The sequence below is a fragment of the Actinomadura sp. DC4 genome (assembly GCF_030406325.1).
Lineage (GTDB): Bacteria > Actinomycetota > Actinomycetes > Streptosporangiales > Streptosporangiaceae > Actinoallomurus.
In genome coordinates, this window is the sequence record NZ_JAUEQY010000004.1 from 200,957 (window position 1) to 217,090 (window position 16,134).

Genomic DNA, 16,134 nt, shown 5'->3' on the forward strand with positions numbered 1-16,134 from the left:
CGTGACTGGAACCCGGCGCAAGACCACTGATGCGCCACGGGAGGATCTCAACACCTCCGACGTGCCAGAGGAGGACCTGCTGAACACCTCCCCGTTCGCGGGCGACCTGTCCGAGGAGCTCGCGGCCGAACCCCGGCCACGCCGCCGGCCGCCGTCCATCACCGTCATCCTCGGCACCGCGGTACTCCTCATCGCCGGTTTCGTCGGCGGTGTGCAGGCGGACAAGCACTGGGGTGCGAAGAAGTCGTCCGACCCCGCCGCCCTGCTCGGCCAGCTCGCCGCACGGCGAGGCGGCACGGGCGGGGCCGGCGGCCAGGGCGGAGGTTTCGGCGGCGGCCAGGCAGGACGGTTCCCGGGCGGCGCGGGTACGGGCTCGACCGGCCAGGGAGGCGCCGCCGGCGGCGGCACCACGGGCACCGTCAAGCTCGTCGACGGCGACACGATCTACGTGCAGACCCCGAACGGGATCGTCCGGGTGAAGACCGGCAAGTCCACCAAGGTGACGGTCTCGAAGAAGTCGACCGTCAAGTCCCTCAAGGCCGGTGCGCCGGTGGTCGTCCAGGGCACGCCAGGACAGGACGGGACCGTGACGGCCACGAGCGTCCAGGGCGGCTGAGCGCACGTACGGCCGAGCCGGGTGTGGGCACCGGCCCGGCCGTGAGCGGGGGCCGCGCGGGGGAGGGAGAGTCCCGCGCGGCCCCGGGGCCCGCGCGAGGAGAGGACCCGCGTGGGCACGCCGGCCACCGCTACCGTTCGCCGGCCTCCACGCGGGAGGTCAGGACGGCCGCGGCGGCCGAGGGGGTCAGCTCGGGGACGGGCGCGGCGTCATCGAGGGCAGGAGCGGCTTGCAGGTCTTGAGCGCCGCGGCCACCTTCGGGTCCGAGGTGTCGAAGCGGCCGAAGAGCCCGTTGCCCGGACTGCGGCGGGCGCCCGGAGAGCGCTGCGCGCCGGGGGTGCGCCGCGCGCCGGGAGTGGGCGTCGGGAGCTTCACGCCGTGGTCGGACAGGCAGCTGCGGTACGCCTGCAGCTCCTGCATCCCGCGGCCGCCGCCGAAGCCGCCGCTGGGCGCCAGCGACTGGCACGCCTGACGCGCCGCCTGGTTCGCGCCGCCGGCACCACCGCCGCCGAAGAAGCCTCCGCCTCCGGCACCGCCGGACGGGCGCCCGCTGGGCCGCGCGGTCGGGATGTTCACACCGTGCTGCCGCAGACAGTCGGCGTACGCGGCGAAGCCACCCGACGCGCCCGCCGAAGCGGACGGCGAGGCCGAGGCCTTACCGCCGGAGGACCCGCATGCCGCGGAGAAGAGCAGGGCACCGGCCGACGCCAGCAGCACTCCGCCTTGGATGAGTCGCATGCAGCCGGATCGTGCCGGACCATCCTGGAACACGCCTGCGGTGAAGCTGAAAGGTTCCGCAATGCCGGGCGGCGTCCTAGAAGGTGATGTTGCCGTGGATGTCGCGGGCCTGCAGGACGTTGCCGCGTACGTTGCCGGTGACGGTGTTGGTGACGTGCTCGTCCGCGGAGATGGTCTCCTCCGCGGAGGCGATCCAGTGGCGGAGCTGGGCGGCGGCCTGCGGGTCGCGGCCGGAGTCGTCCACCAGCGCCTGGGCCAGGGCTCTGATCGAGTCGGCGTCGCCGGGACGCTCGCCCAGACGCTTCGCGGCCTCGACGGAGGTGCTGCGCCGGCCGAACAGGCGCCGGACCACCGAGGTCAACGACTCCCACAGCTGTTCGCCGGCCTTCTCGCTGGAGCTGTTGAAGATTTTCGTCAGGAGCGAGACCAACGCTGAGACCGAAATCAGATCCACTATCCACACTCCGACCGTGATGAGCCTTCTGCATAGGTTAGTTCGCCCGCCCGGCCGTCGTGAGTGGAATCGCTCCGCGCAATTGCAGAGCGGCCGGGAACAGATCATGTCCCCCCGTCCGACTACGGTGGAAACCGCAAGGTCGCCGAACGGCCGATGACCCCGGAGAGCCGATGAACCGGTTGAAGGACGCCACCAGCCCCTACCTCCTCCAGCATGCCGGGAACCCGGTCCACTGGTTTCCCTGGGGTGACGACGCCTTCGAGGAGGCCAGGCGCCGGGACGTGCCGATTCTGCTGTCCGTCGGCTACAGCGCCTGCCACTGGTGCCACGTCATGGCGCACGAGTCCTTCGAGGACGAGCCCACTGCGGGCCTGATGAACGACCTGTTCGTCAGCGTCAAGGTGGACCGCGAGGAGCGCCCCGACGTCGACGCCGTCTACATGGAGGCCACCCAGGCGATGACCGGCCAGGGCGGCTGGCCGATGACGGTGTTCATGACCCCGTCCGGCGAGCCGTTCTACTGCGGCACCTACTTCCCCCGCGCGCAGTTCCGCCGGCTTCTGCAGGCGATCTCCCAGACCTGGCAGGAGAAGCGCGACGATGTCCTCGCCCAGGGGCAGAAGGTCGTCGGCGCGCTCGCCGGCACCACCTCGCTCCCCGGCGAGGCCGCCCCGTCCGCCGAGGTCCAGGCCGGTGCGGTGCGCACCCTCGCGCAGTCCTTCGACCAGGAGCGCGGCGGGTTCGGCACGGCGCCGAAGTTCCCGCCGTCGATGGCGCTGGAGTTCCTGCTCCGTCACGCCGCGCGCGGCGGCGAGGGGCTGGCGATGGCCGAGCGCACGCTGGAGGCGATGGCGCGCGGCGGCATGTACGACCAGCTCGGCGGCGGGTTCGCCCGCTATTCGGTGGACTCCGGCTGGGTCGTGCCGCACTTCGAGAAGATGCTCTACGACAACGCCCTGCTCGCGCGGGTCTACGCGCACTGGTGGCGGCTCACCGGCGCCCCGGAGGCCCGGCGGGTCGCGCTGGAGACCTGCGACTGGATGCTGCGCGACCTGCGGACGGCACAGGACGGGTTCGCCAGCGCGCTCGACGCCGACAGCGAGACGCCCGAGGGCCACCACGAAGAGGGCGCCTACTACGTCTGGACCCCGGAGCAGCTCGCGGAGGTTCTCGGCGAGGAGGACGGCGCGTGGGCCGCCGAGCGGTTCGAGGTCACCGGCACGTTCGAGCACGGCACCTCGGTGCTGCAGCTCCTGGGCGGGCCGGGCGACGAGGCGCGCTACGAGCGCGTGCGCGCGGCACTGCTGGAGGCGCGTACGCGGCGCGTCCCCCCGGGCCGTGACGACAAGGTGGTCGCCGCCTGGAACGGCCTGGCGATCGCCGCCCTCGCCGAGTGCGGCGCCTACTTCGACCGGCCCGACCTGACCGCCGCGGCCGTCGCCGCCGCGGGGCTGCTGCGCACCGTCCACTGGCGCGACGGGCGGCTGCTGCGCACTTCGCGCGAGGGCGCGGCGGGCGCCAACGCGGGAGTGCTGGAGGACTACGCCGACCTCGCCGAGGGGCTCATCGCGCTGTACGGCGTGACCGGCGACGCCGCGCACACGGATTTCGCCGGCGAGCTGCTCGACGTCGTGCTCGACCGGTTCGCCGACGGCCGGGGCGGGTTCTTCGACACCGCCGACGACGCCGAGCGCCTGTGGAAGCGCCCGCAGGACCCCACCGACAACGCCACGCCCTCCGGCCAGTTCGCCGCGGCGGGCGCCCTGCTGTCCTACGCCGCGCTCACCGGCTCGGCGCGGCACCGCGAGGCCGCCGTCGCCGCGCTCGGGCCCGTGGTCCCGCTCGCCGAGCGGCACGCGCGCTTCGCCGGCTGGGGTCTCGCGGTGGCCGAGGCGCACCTCGCCGGGCCGCTGGAGGTCGCCGTCGCCGGTCCGGCCGAGGACCCGCGCACCCGCGAGCTGCACCGTACGGCGCTGCTGAGCCCGGTGCCCGCCGTCGTCGCGGCCGGCCCGGGAGTCCCGCTCATGGAGGGACGCGTCCCGGTCGACGGCAGGCCGGCGGCGTACGTCTGCCGGGAGTTCGCCTGCCGGCTGCCGGTCACCGACCCCGAGGCGCTCAAGAACGAGCTGACCGGGCACTGACCCGCACTTCGGACAGCCGAACTCGCCATGGCGGTCCCCCCGAAAATGCGGCTCATTGGAATTTCTGTCAACATTGACGACGACCGGTCTTGATCTTTGAGTTACCGCAGTGTTACCTCAAGAGCGGGTGCCTGTACGCGAGACGCGGCCGGGCGGACACGAATGGCTTCTAGGGTGCACGGGTATCTGGACGACCACTGCCCCGTGGGTCATAGTCGTACGCAGCGGGATCGAGGAGGGGTGCTGTGCGCTGGCCGAGCCGCCGCCGCATGTTGCCGACGCTCATCGGCATATCACTGGTCACCACGATCGTCGCCGACGTCGCCGTCGTCGTCGCTCGTGACCAGGGCGGGCATACCGCCGGACCGAGCGCCGACAGCCTCGTCGCCGCCGCGGACACGACCGGCTACACGCCCGGTGCCGTCTCGCCGCTGCAAAAAGCGGTCGTCCCGCACGTCCTCGCGGCGTCCGGGCAGACCATCCCGGCGGCCGACGTCGAGGCCGTCCGCCATCTGAAGGGCGTCAAGTCGGCCGAGGTCGTCGACGCGGCACGCGCGCTCGTCGCCGGCAAGCGCGTCGGCGTGATGGGCGTCGAGCCCTCCACGTTCCGCGCGTACACCCCCGAGGCCAGCGCCAAGTCCGACGCGCTGTGGCGCAACATCTCCGGCGGCGACGTCGCCATCTCCTTCACGATGGGCAAGGACGGCGGCATCCCGCTCGCCTCCTGGACCCAGATCGGCGGCTCGGACCACAAGACGTCCGTACGCGTCGGCGCGTACGCCACGATGGGCATCGGCCAGGTCGACGCGGTCGTCTCGCACGCCACCGCGCAGACCATCGGCATGCCGTCGGGCAACGCACTGCTGGTCAGCGCACCGCACACCGACGTCACCAAGCTGCGCAAGTCGCTCGCCAAGGTGCTGCCGCGAGACGCCAAGACCGCGGCCCTCGAATCGCGCTACGACGGCACGTCCACCCCGGGCGGCACGCCCGCGGGCAACGGCAGGGTGATGACCGCGCCCGAGGTCAACACGGCCATCCGCGCCGCCGAGTCCAAGATCGGCATGCCGTACGTCTGGGGCGGCGAGTCCGACGCCGAGGGCGGCTACGACTGCTCCGGTCTCGTCCAGTGGGCCTTCGCCAAGGCCGGCATCCGCATGCCGCGCACCGCCGACATCCAGGCGTTCACCGGCTGGCGGCTGCCGTACAGCCAGGCCCAGCCGGGCGACCTGCTGACCTGGAAGAACGACCCGACCTTCAACGGCGTCTCGCACATCGCGATCTATCTGGGCAACAACAAGATGGTGGTCGCGCCGCACACCGGCACCGACGTGCAGATCCAGACGGTCTACATGCGCAACTTCTGGGGCGCGATCCGGGTCAACCCGCAGCTCGCCGCCCGCAAGGCCGGCGGCGCCTGAGCCGGCTCACAGCGGGCAGCCGGCGACCAGGAAGTCGATGCCCTCGTCGAGCAGCTCCAGCAGGTCGCCCTGCCCGCCGTCCTCCACCCACCGGGTGAGGGTCGTCTGCCAGACGCTCAGCACGGCGGCGGCGAACCACCGGGTCCGCAGGTCCTCGGGCGGGCGGCCCAGCCGTTCGGCGAAGACCTCGACGACGAGGTCCTGCGTCTCCCGCATGTGGTCGAACTGACGGGCCCGCAGCGCGCTCACCGACAGCATGAGCCGGCTGCGTTCGAGCATCCGCTGCCGCTCATTGGTGAGCATGCCGCCGATGATCTCGTGCAGCATGTTGTGCGCGGCGGCCGCCGGAGACAGCTCCGGCGGCTGCGCGCGCAGCGACGCCACGATGAACGGGTCGTACTCATCGGCGAGGACCGTGTCCTCTTTGGTGGGGTAGTAGCGGAAGAACGTGCTGGGGGAGACCTCCGCGGCCTCGGCGATCTGCTCGACCGTCGTGGCCTCGTACCCCTGCTCGCGGAAGAGCCGGAGCGCGTGCTCCTGGATGGACCGGCGCGTCTTCAGCTTCTTGCGTTCGCGAAGGCCCAGTTTCTCTTCCAGCGGGTGTTCAAGCGGAGGCGTACTCATGCTCTGATTGTCCGTCAGCCACGCCCTGCGCCGCACCCGGGCGCGGAAGCAGGAGCACCGCGATGACTGCGGCGAGCAGCATGATGCCCGCTCCCACGGCGAGCGTGAGGTCCATGCCGTGGACGAACGCCGAGCGCACCGACCGGAGCAGGCCGCCGTCGTGCAGCCGTCCCGCCACCGCGAGGCCGCCGCCGACCTTTTCGCGCGCCGCGCCGGCGGCGGCCGGCGGCAGGCCCGTGACGTCCACCCGGCCGCGGTAGCCCGAGGACAGCAGGCTGCCGAGGACGGCCGCGCCGAACGCCCCGCCGACGAGACGGATCGTCATGAGCACGGCGGAGCCCACGCCGGCGCGTTCGGCGGACAGCGCGCTCATCGCCGCGGTCATCGACGCGGGCAGCACGAACCCCATGCCGAGGCCGGTCACGGTCAGCCAGGCCGCGGCCGTGCCGTATCCGGTGCCGGCGTCGCTGAACGCGCCCCAGACCATGCCGGCGGCCATGACCGCGCTCCCGCCCGCGATGACGGCGGCGCCGCCGTACCTGGCGACGAGGCGCGGGCTCAGCCGCGAGGCGGCCATCAGCCCGCCGATGAGCGGGAGCAGCCGCAGGCCCGAACCGAGCGCGTCGGCACCGAGGACGCCCTGGAAGTACTGCGGGGTGACGAACAGGACGCCGAACAGGGCGAAGGTCAGCAGGGTCGCGGGCAGCGCCCCGCCGGTGAAGTTCCGGTCGCGGAAGAGGCCGAGGTCGATCAGCGGCCGCGCGGCCCGCCGGGTCCAGGCCACGAACGCGGCCAGGAGCACCGCGCCGGCCGCCAGGACGCCCCAGACGCGCGCGTCGCCCCATCCGTACTTGTCCTGCTGGATGGCGCCGTACACGAGCGCGACGAGCCCGGCGGTCGAGAGGAGCAGACCGGCGTAGTCCGGCCGCGGCGCGGTCGCCGAGCGGGACTCGGGGATCAGGACCATGCCGAGCACGAGCGCGAACGCCGAGACCGGGATGTTGATGAAGAAGATCGAGCCCCACCAGAAGTGGTCGAGCAGGTAGCCGCCGATGATGGGGCCGAGCGGCAGGCCGAGGAAGGACGCGGCGGCCCACGCGGCGAGCGCCTTGGCCTGCTCTTCCTTGGGGAAGACCACGAGCATCACCGACATCGCGAGCGGCGTGATGACCGCGGAGCCGATGCCCATGAGCGTGCGGGCCGCGATCAGCGCGCCGGGGCTCGACGCGTACGTGGCCAGTACCGAGGCCAGCAGGAAGACCGCGATGCCGCCGAGCAGCACCTTCTTGCGGCCGTAGCGGTCGCCGAGCAGCCCGCCGGGGATCAGCAGGGTGGCCGAGACGAGCGTGTACGAGGCGACGATCCACTGCAGGGCGCCGGTGCTCGCGTGCAGCTCGGAGGACAGGGTCGGCAGGGCCACGTTGAGCGCGGTCAGGTCGAGGCTGACCGCGAGCAGGATGACGACGAGGGCGCCCAGCACCCACCACCGCCGGGTCCCGAGGGATTCCATGACACTTTCTCCTTTTCGATGGTGGATGTCTTATGACAGTAACTACCAAAAAGGAGAGAGTGTCAACATAGGAGAGTGCTTGGTCCATACGTCGATAGTGTGTAATTATGATTACATGACTACGGATGAAGGACTGGACAAGCTGCGAGGCTGGTTCTCCGGCCGCCTGCCCGAGGACTGGTTCGAGGGAGCGCCCGAGGTCGTGCTCGACCGCGAGGAGATCAGCGTGGTCGGCCGGCTGGCCGAGCCCGAGGTGGCCGAGGGCGCCTCGCCGGCGGAGCGCTCCGGCGCGATCGCCGGGCATGTGCAGCGTTTCCGCGAGGAGACGCGCGAGCGGCGCATCGACATCGCCCGTGAGGCCGAGCACCGGTTCGGCCGCAAGGTCTCCTGGGGTGTCGAGTGCGGCGATGAGACGGCGATGTTCACTCAGCTCTCGGTGCCGGTGATGACACGGTTGCGGCAGTCGGAGCGCAGGGTGCTCGACACGCTGGTGGAGGCGGGTGTGGCGCGCAGCCGCAGCGACGCCCTGGCCTGGTGTGTACGGCTGGTCGGCAAGAACGCCGACGACTGGCTGGGCGAGCTGCGCGACGCGCTCCAGCACGTCGAGCGCGCGCGGGCCGCGGGGCCTCAGGTGTGACGGGGTACGGCCCGTGATCGCTAAAACCTGCCGGTAACGTACGCGAAACAACGCCGAATAATCGCAAGAGGTCTAAACAAAAGGTCTAATCCAAAGGTCTATACCAATGGTGGGAATGGACGTTCGCTAACGCGCCCCGGCCATGTTATAAATCGTTCCTCCGGGTACACTCGGAAAAACCCCTGGTTAATCCGCCGAGGGGGTGTCCCTGCTTGAAGGAGCGATCGTGGCGTACGAAGTGAAGGCCGGTTCCATCGAGTGGAACCCCGGCCCAGCGCGACTGCGTGAACTCACCGAGAAGATGCCGAACTCGTCGGTGACGGAGTTCGGCAACGTCGTCGTGAAGGCACGCGTCGACAGCCGGAGCGCCAAGTCGACCTACATCGTCGAGGACTCGACCAACACCACCAAGCAGACGATCACGCGAACCGAGTACGACCGGGTGGCCGCCGTCCAGGAGGATTACCTCGCCCACGAGGACGTGGTCGTGGTCGACGGCTACATCGGCAGCGACCCGGAGTTCCGCACCCGGGCGCGGCTCGTCATCGAGGCGTCCAACGCCAACGTGGCCGGGATGCAGCGGCAGCTCTACTACCCCGTCGGCGAGGACTACGACCCCGCCACGTGGGACCCGCACACCACGGTCATCTACACGCCGAACCTTCCGATGGAGGGTTACCCGAACGACCGCCTCATCGCCGTCGATCTCAATTCCAACATCACGCGCGTCTTCAATTCGGACTACTTCGGTGAGTCCAAAAAAGGCGGCCTGCGAATGTGGAACAACATCGTCTATGGCCGCGGCGGCCTTTCTTTGCACGCCGGATGCAAGGTGATTCCGACAGGCGGCGAGAACAAGACCGTCCTGATCGTCGGGCTGTCCGGCACGGGGAAGACCACCACCACGTTCACCACTCAGCTCGGCAGCAAACCCGTCCAGGACGACTTCATCGCGCTGATGCCGGAGGGCCGGGTCTACACGACCGAGAACGGCTGCTTCGCCAAGACCTTCGGGCTCGACCCGGAGTTCGAGCCGACGATCTACCGGGCCACGGTCAAGCCGGACGCCTACCTGGAGAACGTCTCCGTCGACGAGGACGGGAAGGTCGACTTCTTCGACACCTCCTACACCAAGAACGGCCGTACGACCTGGCCGTTCAAGTACGTCGACCCGTGGCCGGCCGACCAGGTCGACCCGGCGGAGTTCCTGCTCATCCTCAACCGCAACGAGAACATCGTTCCCGGTGTGGCACGGCTGGACCGCGAGCAGGCGGCGGCGTACTTCATGCTCGGTGAGACCACGGGCACCAGCGCCGGCGGCAAGGACGAGGAGGGCAAGTTCCTCCGCGTCCCCGGCACCAACCCCTTCTTCCCGCGCGACATGGCCGACATGGGCAACCGCATGCTCGAGCTGCTCGACGGCCACGAGATGAAGGTCTTCGTCCTCAACACCGGCCGCGTCGGCGGCGGGGACGGCGACGAGCGCAGCAAGAAGGTCAAGATCCCGCACTCCTCCGCGATCGTGCAGGCCATCGTCGAGGACACCATCGAGTGGGAGCAGGACCCCGACTTCGGTTACGACGTCGCCGCCTCCCTGCCCGGCATCGACGACCCGGAGATCCTGCAGCCCAAGCGCCTCTACGAGCGCCAGGGCCGGCTCTCCGAGTACAACGCGATGGTGGAGCGCATGAAGTCCGAGCGGCGTGAGTACCTCATGTCGTTCCGCGGGCTCGACGAGGCCATCGTCAAGTCCATCCGCTGATCGTCGGGCCTCCCGGCAGTGTCGCCGGGAGGCCGCGTCTGACGTCCGCTCCTCGGGCCCGTCCCCGACCCAGGCTGGTCGGCGCGGGCGCACCGGTCCGAGTCGGCAGCCCGGCGTCGACGCGAGTTCATCCGTAAGGACCCCGCATCGCCCGCCGAGCGCGATAATCGATTGCTGACATAGCGAAAGCGCCGAAATGGGAGAGGGTGCGGCACATGAGCTTGCGGGACCTGGTCTACAAGCTGTACGCACGACGGCTTGAGGCGAGGCTGAGTCCCGACGCGAACCCGCGCCACATCGGCGTCATCCTCGACGGCAACCGCCGGTGGGCGCGCTCGATGGGGATCGCCGACATCAACAAGGGCCACCAGCGCGGTGCCGACAAGATCTCCGAGCTGCTCCAGTGGTCGCAGGACGCGGGCGTCGAGGTCGTCACCCTGTGGCTGCTGTCCACCGACAACCTCACCCGGCCCGCCGCCGAGCTCGAGCCGCTCCTCACGATCATCGAGAACACCGTGGAGGACCTCGCCGAGCAGGGCTGGCAGGTCAAGCCCGTCGGAGCGCTCGACCTCCTGCCCGACAAGACCGCCCGCGTGCTGAAGCACGCCGGAGAAATCACATCTGACGCTCCTGGGCTGATTGTGAACGTCGCGGTTGGGTATGGAGGTAGGCGTGAGATCGCTGATGCGGTGCGCTCACTCCTGCACGAACAAGCGAGCAGGGGCACCAGCATCGAGGAACTCGCCGAGGTCCTCGACGTTGAGCACATTGCCGAGCATCTCTACACTCGCGGCCAGCCCGACCCGGATCTCGTCATCCGCACGTCGGGAGAGCAACGCCTCTCCGGCTTCATGCTCTGGCAGAGCGCCCACTCGGAGTACTACTTCTGCGAGGCCTTCTGGCCTGATTTCCGCAAGGTGGACTTCCTGCGGGCGATTCGCGCCTACGCCGCGAGAAATCGCCGCTACGGCTCCTGAACCCCCTGAGAGGCTTTGCCGAACGACCCGTTACGTCCGGGTTACTTATCGGCGTGCCTCTGTTCCCGGGTGGGTGGACGGCCGTAGCGTCGTACCAGGTCCCCCCGAGGAAAGGACGCCTTCTCAGGCGGTCCGCCTGGGCAGGCGCCCGAAGGAGAACGAGTGGCCAGATCAGCCGCCACCCGGCGCACGTACGTCCTCGACACAAGTGTCCTGCTGGCCGACCCGGGTGCGCTGACCCGGTTCGCCGAGCACGAGGTCGTACTCCCGATCGTCGTGATCACCGAGCTCGAGGCCAAGAGGCACCACCCCGAGCTGGGCTACTTCGCTCGCAACGCCTTGCGGACGCTCGATGACCTTCGGGTCACGCACGGTCGTCTCGACGAGCCACTGCCCATAGGCGAAGAGGGTGGAACGGTCCGGGTCGAGCTCAACCACAGTGACCCGTCGGTGTTGCCGGCCGGGTTCCGGCTCGGTGACAACGACACGCGGATCCTGTCCGTGGCGCTGTCGCTGTCCCAGGAGGGTCATGATGTCGTTCTCGTGTCCAAGGACCTGCCCCTACGGGTGAAGGCCGCCTCGGTCGGGCTGACCGCCGAGGAGTACCGCGCCGAGTCCGTCGTCGAGACCGGGCACACCGGAATGGCCGAGCTGGAGGTCTCGGCCGACCAGCTCGAACTCCTCTACGACGCGGGCCGCCTCGAACTCGAGGAGGCGCGCGACCTGCTGTGCCACACCGGGCTGCGGCTGCTCTCGTCCGGCGGATCGGCCCTGGGCAGGGTCATGCCCGACAAGTCCGTACGCCTCGTACGCGGCGACCGGGAGGTGTTCGGCCTCCACGGACGGTCGGCCGAGCAGCGCATCGCCCTGGACCTGCTCACGGACGAGGACGTCGGCATCATCTCCCTCGGCGGGCGCGCCGGCACCGGAAAGTCCGCGCTGGCCCTGTGCGCCGGTCTGGAGGCCGTGCTCGAACGCCGTCAGCACCGCAAGGTCGTCGTCTTCCGCCCGCTGTACGCCGTCGGCGGCCAGGAGCTGGGATACCTGCCCGGCACCGAGAACGAGAAGATGTCGCCGTGGGGCCAGGCCGTCTACGACACGCTGTCGGCACTCACGACCCCGGAGGTCATCGAGGAGGTCCTCGACCGCGGCATGCTCGAGGTGCTGCCGCTGACCCACATCCGCGGCCGTTCGCTGCACGACTCGTTCGTCATCGTCGACGAGGCCCAGTCCCTCGAACGCGGTGTGCTCCTCACCGTGCTGTCCCGCATCGGCGCGGGTTCACGGGTGGTGCTCACCCACGACATCGCGCAGCGCGACAACCTGCGGGTCGGACGGCACGACGGCGTGGTGGCGGTGGTCGAGAAGCTCAAGGGTCACCCGCTGTTCGCGCACGTGACGCTGACGAGGTCCGAACGCTCGCAGATCGCCGCCCTGGTGACGGACATGCTCGGCGACGTCGGCGCCTGACCCCGATCTCTCTTCGGCCCCCCGGTGCGTGACGCGCCGGGGGGCTCTCGTCACGCACCGGAGCGGCAGGCGATCTTCGTGAGGTCAGTGTGACGAAGCTCACAGTGTAGGCGCTCAACCTTAGAAATGCCTGTTAGCGGGGTGAATTCAACCCTCTGTTCCTAGTGTGGCGTGATTCGACGTGAGATCAGTCACGTCATTCCGGTTGCGGGGTACCCCCTGTCGTCGTGCAGTGTGGGGCGCCGTAAGCACTCCTGTGGGACAGCCCCCAGTCCCGGCGTTCGCCCCCTCGTACGCCGCATCCGGAGGGCCTTCCCACCCAGGGATTCGACCGGCCGCGTCATGCGGGGCTGTGTCGGCTCCGGGGTGAAGACATTCGTGCGTGTGCCCATGTGCGTACGACCTTCGGAAGGACCGCCTTGTACGGAGACCAATTCAGGTCACCCGGACGAGACGATCGACAGGACGGCCCGGACCCCCAGCGGGCACCGTGGGAGACCGGCCCCGCCGCGTCCGCAGGAGACGACGTCAAGGTCGCCGGCGCGCCGAACCCGGTGCCGCCCGGCTTCTACGACGCCGGTGTGTACGAGACCACGGCCTACGACCAGCCGGACCCGTACGAGACCACGGCCTACGACCAGCCCGGCGCGCCCGAGGGCGGCGCTGCGGCCGGCCACGGCATGGGCGGAGCCCCGTACGACACGGCGGCCCCGTACGAGGCCGGCGACCCCTATGAGGCCGGCGCGACGTCGGCCATGCCGCCCTACGGCGGCGGGGACCTGCCTCCGATGGACGCCGACTTCGAGGGCATGCGCCGCAAGCCGAACACCACGAACAAGCGGCTGATCCGGTTCGCCGCGGTCGCCGCGGCGGTCGCGGTCGTCGGTGGCGGAGGCGTCGCCTGGGCGGTCACCGGCGGCAGCTCCGACAGCAAGGCCGCGGCCGGTGCCGACGCCGGCGTGCAGGCCCAGGCCAAGATCCCGGCGCCCGCACCGCTCACCGACGCGCAGCGCAAGGACGCCGCCGACAAGCGGCGCAAGGAGCTCACGAAGCGGGCCTCGCGCGCCGCCCGCAACCAGGACTTGCGAGTGCGGCTCGTCGCCAAGGGCACGCCGCCCCCGACGAAGAAGCCCTCGACGGCCCCCGCCGGCGGTGCGGGCGACCCCGTTCCCTCGGGGACGGCACAGCAGATCGCGCGGTCGCTGCTGCCCAGCTACGGCTGGAGCCCCAGCTCGCAGTTCGGCTGCCTGGTCAACCTGTGGAACAGAGAGAGCGGCTGGAACACCCACGCGGCCAACCCCTCGGGCGCGTACGGGATCCCGCAGGCGAAGCCGGGCTCGAAGATGGCCAGCGCCGGCCCGGACTGGCAGAACAACGCCACCACGCAGATCAAGTGGGGTCTGGGCTACATCAAGGACCGCTACAGCACCCCCTGCGGAGCTTGGGCGCACTCCCAGTCCACGGGCTGGTACTAAGACTTCCCCGATCGATCGCCGCACGCCCTCCTGGGCGTGCGGCCGACGAGAAAGTTGACCGTGGGCGACCCCACCACTCGTAGTCTCTCCTGGCCCAAGGCGGCCGCCATCGTCGCCGGCGTCGGCGTCGCGGCCGGGCTCGCACTGGCCGCACCGGTCCGCGCGGCGTCACCGAGCACCGCCGCCTCGCGGATCGTCCACCACCAGAAGCCGGACGGCACACCGAAGAAGCACGAGCCCGTCAGGCGCCGCTGAACCACTCAGTACCAGCCGGACGTCGAGGCGTGGCCCAGGGCCGCGCACGCGCTGCCGTAGCGCCGTTCGATGTAACCCATGCCCCACCGGATCTGGGTGGCCGGGCTCGTACGCCAGTCCGCCCCCGCGCTGGACATCTTCGAGCCCGGCAGAGCCTGCGGGATGCCGTACGCGCCCGACCCGCGGTTGCGGGCGAGGTGGTGCCAGTTGCTCTCGTGCGTCCACAACCGGTCCAGGCAGTGCCACTGCCGCTCGGACCAGCCGCGCTCCATGAGCAGGGGTACGGCGAGGATCCGGTTCCGTTCGGTGAGCGAGGGCGCGCGTAAGTCGAGCAGCCCGGGATCGCGGTCGGCGTAGGCCCGCCCGGGCGACCACATGCTCAGCGCGACGGCGCAGCCGATGACTCCGCGGACGGCGATCCGGATCAGTTGTCGACGCACAACCGCTCTTCCCTCGGACGGCCGCCGGGCACCCGTGCGTACTCGCGGCTGCGGCGGGCCGCGCCCACCGGCACGACCCGCCGCCACGCCCTGACACGTTCCGTGCCGTACGCGGGCTGACACCGCTCCGGCGCGCTTCCGTACCCGGGCGTTAACGCCTCTTTGCCGCCTCAGAGGCGGGAGATCAGGAACCGGAGCGCGTCATGGCCAGAGTGTTCAGCGCCGCGTCGAGCTGCTCGACCGTCAGCTCGCCGCGTTCGACGAGGCCGCGCTCCAGCACGACCTGGCGGATGGTCTTGCGCTCGGCGAGCGCGTGTTTGGCCACGGCCGCCGCCTCCTCGTAGCCGATGTAGCGCGTGAGCGGCGTGACGATGGACGGGGAGGACTCGGCGTACTCCTCGCAGCGCCGTACGTCGGCCTCGATGCCGTCGACGCACCGGTCGGCGAAGACCCGCGAGACGCCTGCAAGCAGGCGCAGCGACTCCAGGAGGTTGCGCGCCATCATCGGCATCATCACGTTGAGCTCGAAGGTGCCGGCGGCGCCACCGAAGCCGATCGCGGCGTCGTTGCCGATGACCTGCGCGGCGACCTGGCACACCGCCTCGGGGATGACCGGGTTGACCTTGCCGGGCATGATCGAGGAGCCGGGCTGAAGCTCGGGCAGGCGGATCTCGCCGAGGCCGGCGCGCGGGCCGGAGTTCATCAGCCGGAAGTCGTTCGCGATCTTGACGAGGCTCGCCGCGATGGTCCGCAGCACACCGCTGGTCTCCACGAGGGCGTCGCGCGCGCCCTGGGCCTCGAAGTGGTTGCGCGCCTCCCTGAGCGGCAGGCCGGTCTCGCGCGCCAGCTCGGCGATGACACGCCCGGCGAAACCGGGAGGGGTGTTCAGGCCGGTCCCGACGGCGGTGCCGCCGAGCGGCAGCTCGGCCAGCCGGGGCACGGCCGCGTTGAGGCGCTCCACCGCGTACTTGACCTGCGTTGCGTACCCGCCGAACTCCTGGCCGAGCGTGACCGGGGTGGCGTCCATCAAGTGCGTACGGCCGGCCTTGACGACCGGGGCGAACTCGACCGCCTTGCGGTTCAGCGCGCCTTCGAGGTGGCGGAGCGCCGGGACCAGCTCATCGATCACCAGGCCCATGGCGGCGATGTGGATCGAGGTGGGGAACACGTCGTTGGACGACTGCGAGGCGTTGACGTGGTCGTTCGGGTGGACGGGCCGGCCGAGACGCTCCTCGGCCAGTGTCGAGATGACCTCGTTGGCGTTCATGTTGGAGGAGGTGCCGGAGCCGGTCTGGAAGACGTCGACCGGGAAGTGCTCGTCGTACTCTCCGTTCACGACGTCCAGCGCGGCCTTCTCGATCGCGTCCGCCACCGTCTTGTCGAGCACGCCGAGCTCGGCGTTGACGCGGGCGGCGATGGCCTTGACGCGGGCGAGGGCCGCGATCTGCGTGCGCTCCAGGCGCTGCCCGGAGATGGGGAAGTTCTCCACCGCGCGTTGTGTCTGCGCCTGCCACTTGGCCCAGGCGGGGAGGCGTACCTCTCCCATGGAGTCGTGCTCGACCCGGTGGCTCTGTTCGGACATCGGCGTGCCTCCCAGAAATAGCTGTGCGC

At 70.3% G+C, this 16,134-nt stretch carries 15 protein-coding genes; 9 read left to right on the forward strand and 6 right to left on the reverse strand.

Annotated features, from left to right (window positions below; genetic code table 11):
- Position 1: 1 nt before the first annotated feature.
- Positions 2-616: a hypothetical protein gene (locus QWU11_RS08245; RefSeq protein WP_290104450.1), complete on the forward strand. Its 615-nt coding sequence runs from the start codon at positions 2-4 to the stop codon at positions 614-616.
- Between the two features lie 186 nt (positions 617-802).
- On the opposite strand, the gene QWU11_RS08250 is transcribed toward QWU11_RS08245, so the two are convergent.
- On the reverse strand, positions 803-1,354 hold the full coding sequence (locus QWU11_RS08250; protein WP_290104451.1) for a hypothetical protein: 552 nt from the start codon (positions 1,352-1,354) through the stop codon (positions 803-805).
- Between the two features lie 76 nt (positions 1,355-1,430).
- Positions 1,431-1,784, reverse strand: a complete 354-nt coding sequence (locus tag QWU11_RS08255; protein WP_290104452.1) for a hypothetical protein — start codon at positions 1,782-1,784, stop codon at positions 1,431-1,433.
- Positions 1,785-1,981: 197 nt separating this feature from the next.
- Here QWU11_RS08255 and QWU11_RS08260 point away from each other — a divergent pair, with 197 nt between their 5' ends.
- Both QWU11_RS08260 and QWU11_RS08265 read left to right on the forward strand, forming a co-directional pair.
- Positions 1,982-3,952: a thioredoxin domain-containing protein gene (locus QWU11_RS08260; protein WP_290104453.1), complete on the forward strand. Its 1,971-nt coding sequence runs from the start codon at positions 1,982-1,984 to the stop codon at positions 3,950-3,952.
- Positions 3,953-4,197: 245 nt separating this feature from the next.
- Positions 4,198-5,373, forward strand: coding sequence for a C40 family peptidase (locus QWU11_RS08265; protein WP_290104454.1), 1,176 nt, complete (start codon positions 4,198-4,200; stop codon positions 5,371-5,373).
- Between the two features lie 6 nt (positions 5,374-5,379).
- Here the strand turns inward: QWU11_RS08265 and QWU11_RS08270 are convergent, their stop codons facing one another.
- A complete protein-coding gene (locus QWU11_RS08270; protein ID WP_290104455.1) occupies positions 5,380-5,997 on the reverse strand; it encodes a TetR family transcriptional regulator in 618 nt (205 codons plus the stop codon).
- The gene (locus QWU11_RS08275) at positions 5,978-7,507 is read right to left on the reverse strand and encodes an MFS transporter (RefSeq protein WP_290104456.1); all 1,530 of its coding nucleotides are present in this window, start codon (positions 7,505-7,507) and stop codon (positions 5,978-5,980) included. The genes QWU11_RS08270 and QWU11_RS08275 overlap by 20 nt, the downstream gene beginning before the upstream one ends.
- Positions 7,508-7,622: 115 nt before the next feature.
- On the opposite strand from QWU11_RS08275, the gene QWU11_RS08280 reads away from it, so the two are divergent.
- The 6 genes from QWU11_RS08280 to QWU11_RS08305 all read left to right on the forward strand — a co-directional run bounded on the left by QWU11_RS08280 (position 7,623) and on the right by QWU11_RS08305 (position 14,083).
- Positions 7,623-8,144, forward strand: a complete 522-nt coding sequence (locus QWU11_RS08280; protein WP_290104457.1) for a hypothetical protein — start codon at positions 7,623-7,625, stop codon at positions 8,142-8,144.
- Positions 8,145-8,370: 226 nt separating this feature from the next.
- Entirely contained in the window at positions 8,371-9,906 is a 1,536-nt protein-coding gene (locus QWU11_RS08285) for a phosphoenolpyruvate carboxykinase (protein ID WP_290104458.1), read from the forward strand.
- A 215-nt stretch (positions 9,907-10,121) separates the two neighbouring features.
- Positions 10,122-10,883 (forward strand): isoprenyl transferase, encoded by a 762-nt coding sequence (locus QWU11_RS08290; protein WP_290104459.1) that lies wholly within the window; start codon positions 10,122-10,124, stop codon positions 10,881-10,883.
- A gap of 162 nt (positions 10,884-11,045) precedes the next feature.
- Entirely contained in the window at positions 11,046-12,353 is a 1,308-nt protein-coding gene (locus tag QWU11_RS08295) for a PhoH family protein (RefSeq protein WP_290104460.1), read from the forward strand.
- Between the two features lie 419 nt (positions 12,354-12,772).
- Positions 12,773-13,828 (forward strand): lytic transglycosylase domain-containing protein, encoded by a 1,056-nt coding sequence (locus QWU11_RS08300; RefSeq protein ID WP_290104461.1) that lies wholly within the window; start codon positions 12,773-12,775, stop codon positions 13,826-13,828.
- Positions 13,829-13,888: 60 nt separating this feature from the next.
- Positions 13,889-14,083 (forward strand): hypothetical protein, encoded by a 195-nt coding sequence (locus QWU11_RS08305; protein ID WP_290104462.1) that lies wholly within the window; start codon positions 13,889-13,891, stop codon positions 14,081-14,083.
- Between the two features lie 5 nt (positions 14,084-14,088).
- Here the strand turns inward: QWU11_RS08305 and QWU11_RS47260 are convergent, their stop codons facing one another.
- Both QWU11_RS47260 and QWU11_RS08315 read right to left on the reverse strand, forming a co-directional pair.
- On the reverse strand, positions 14,089-14,523 hold the full coding sequence (locus QWU11_RS47260) for a lytic transglycosylase domain-containing protein (RefSeq protein WP_354670816.1): 435 nt from the start codon (positions 14,521-14,523) through the stop codon (positions 14,089-14,091).
- 184 nt (positions 14,524-14,707) lie between these two features.
- The gene (locus tag QWU11_RS08315; RefSeq protein ID WP_290104463.1) at positions 14,708-16,105 is read right to left on the reverse strand and encodes a class II fumarate hydratase; all 1,398 of its coding nucleotides are present in this window, start codon (positions 16,103-16,105) and stop codon (positions 14,708-14,710) included.
- Positions 16,106-16,134 lie beyond the last annotated feature (29 nt).

What these genes read in the sequence shown, in the direction of transcription:
- QWU11_RS08250 (WP_290104451.1), bottom strand. Translation starts at nt 1,354, where the DNA reads ATGCGACTCATCCAAGGCGGAGTGCTGCTGGCGTCGGCCGGTGCCCTG.
- QWU11_RS08260 (WP_290104453.1), top strand. Translation starts at nt 1,982, where the DNA reads ATGAACCGGTTGAAGGACGCCACCAGCCCCTACCTCCTCCAGCATGCC.
- QWU11_RS08270 (WP_290104455.1), bottom strand. Translation starts at nt 5,997, where the DNA reads ATGAGTACGCCTCCGCTTGAACACCCGCTGGAAGAGAAACTGGGCCTT.
- QWU11_RS08275 (WP_290104456.1), bottom strand. Translation starts at nt 7,507, where the DNA reads ATGGAATCCCTCGGGACCCGGCGGTGGTGGGTGCTGGGCGCCCTCGTC.
- QWU11_RS08280 (WP_290104457.1), top strand. Translation starts at nt 7,623, where the DNA reads ATGACTACGGATGAAGGACTGGACAAGCTGCGAGGCTGGTTCTCCGGC.
- QWU11_RS08290 (WP_290104459.1), top strand. Translation starts at nt 10,122, where the DNA reads ATGAGCTTGCGGGACCTGGTCTACAAGCTGTACGCACGACGGCTTGAG.
- QWU11_RS08315 (WP_290104463.1), bottom strand. Translation starts at nt 16,105, where the DNA reads ATGTCCGAACAGAGCCACCGGGTCGAGCACGACTCCATGGGAGAGGTA.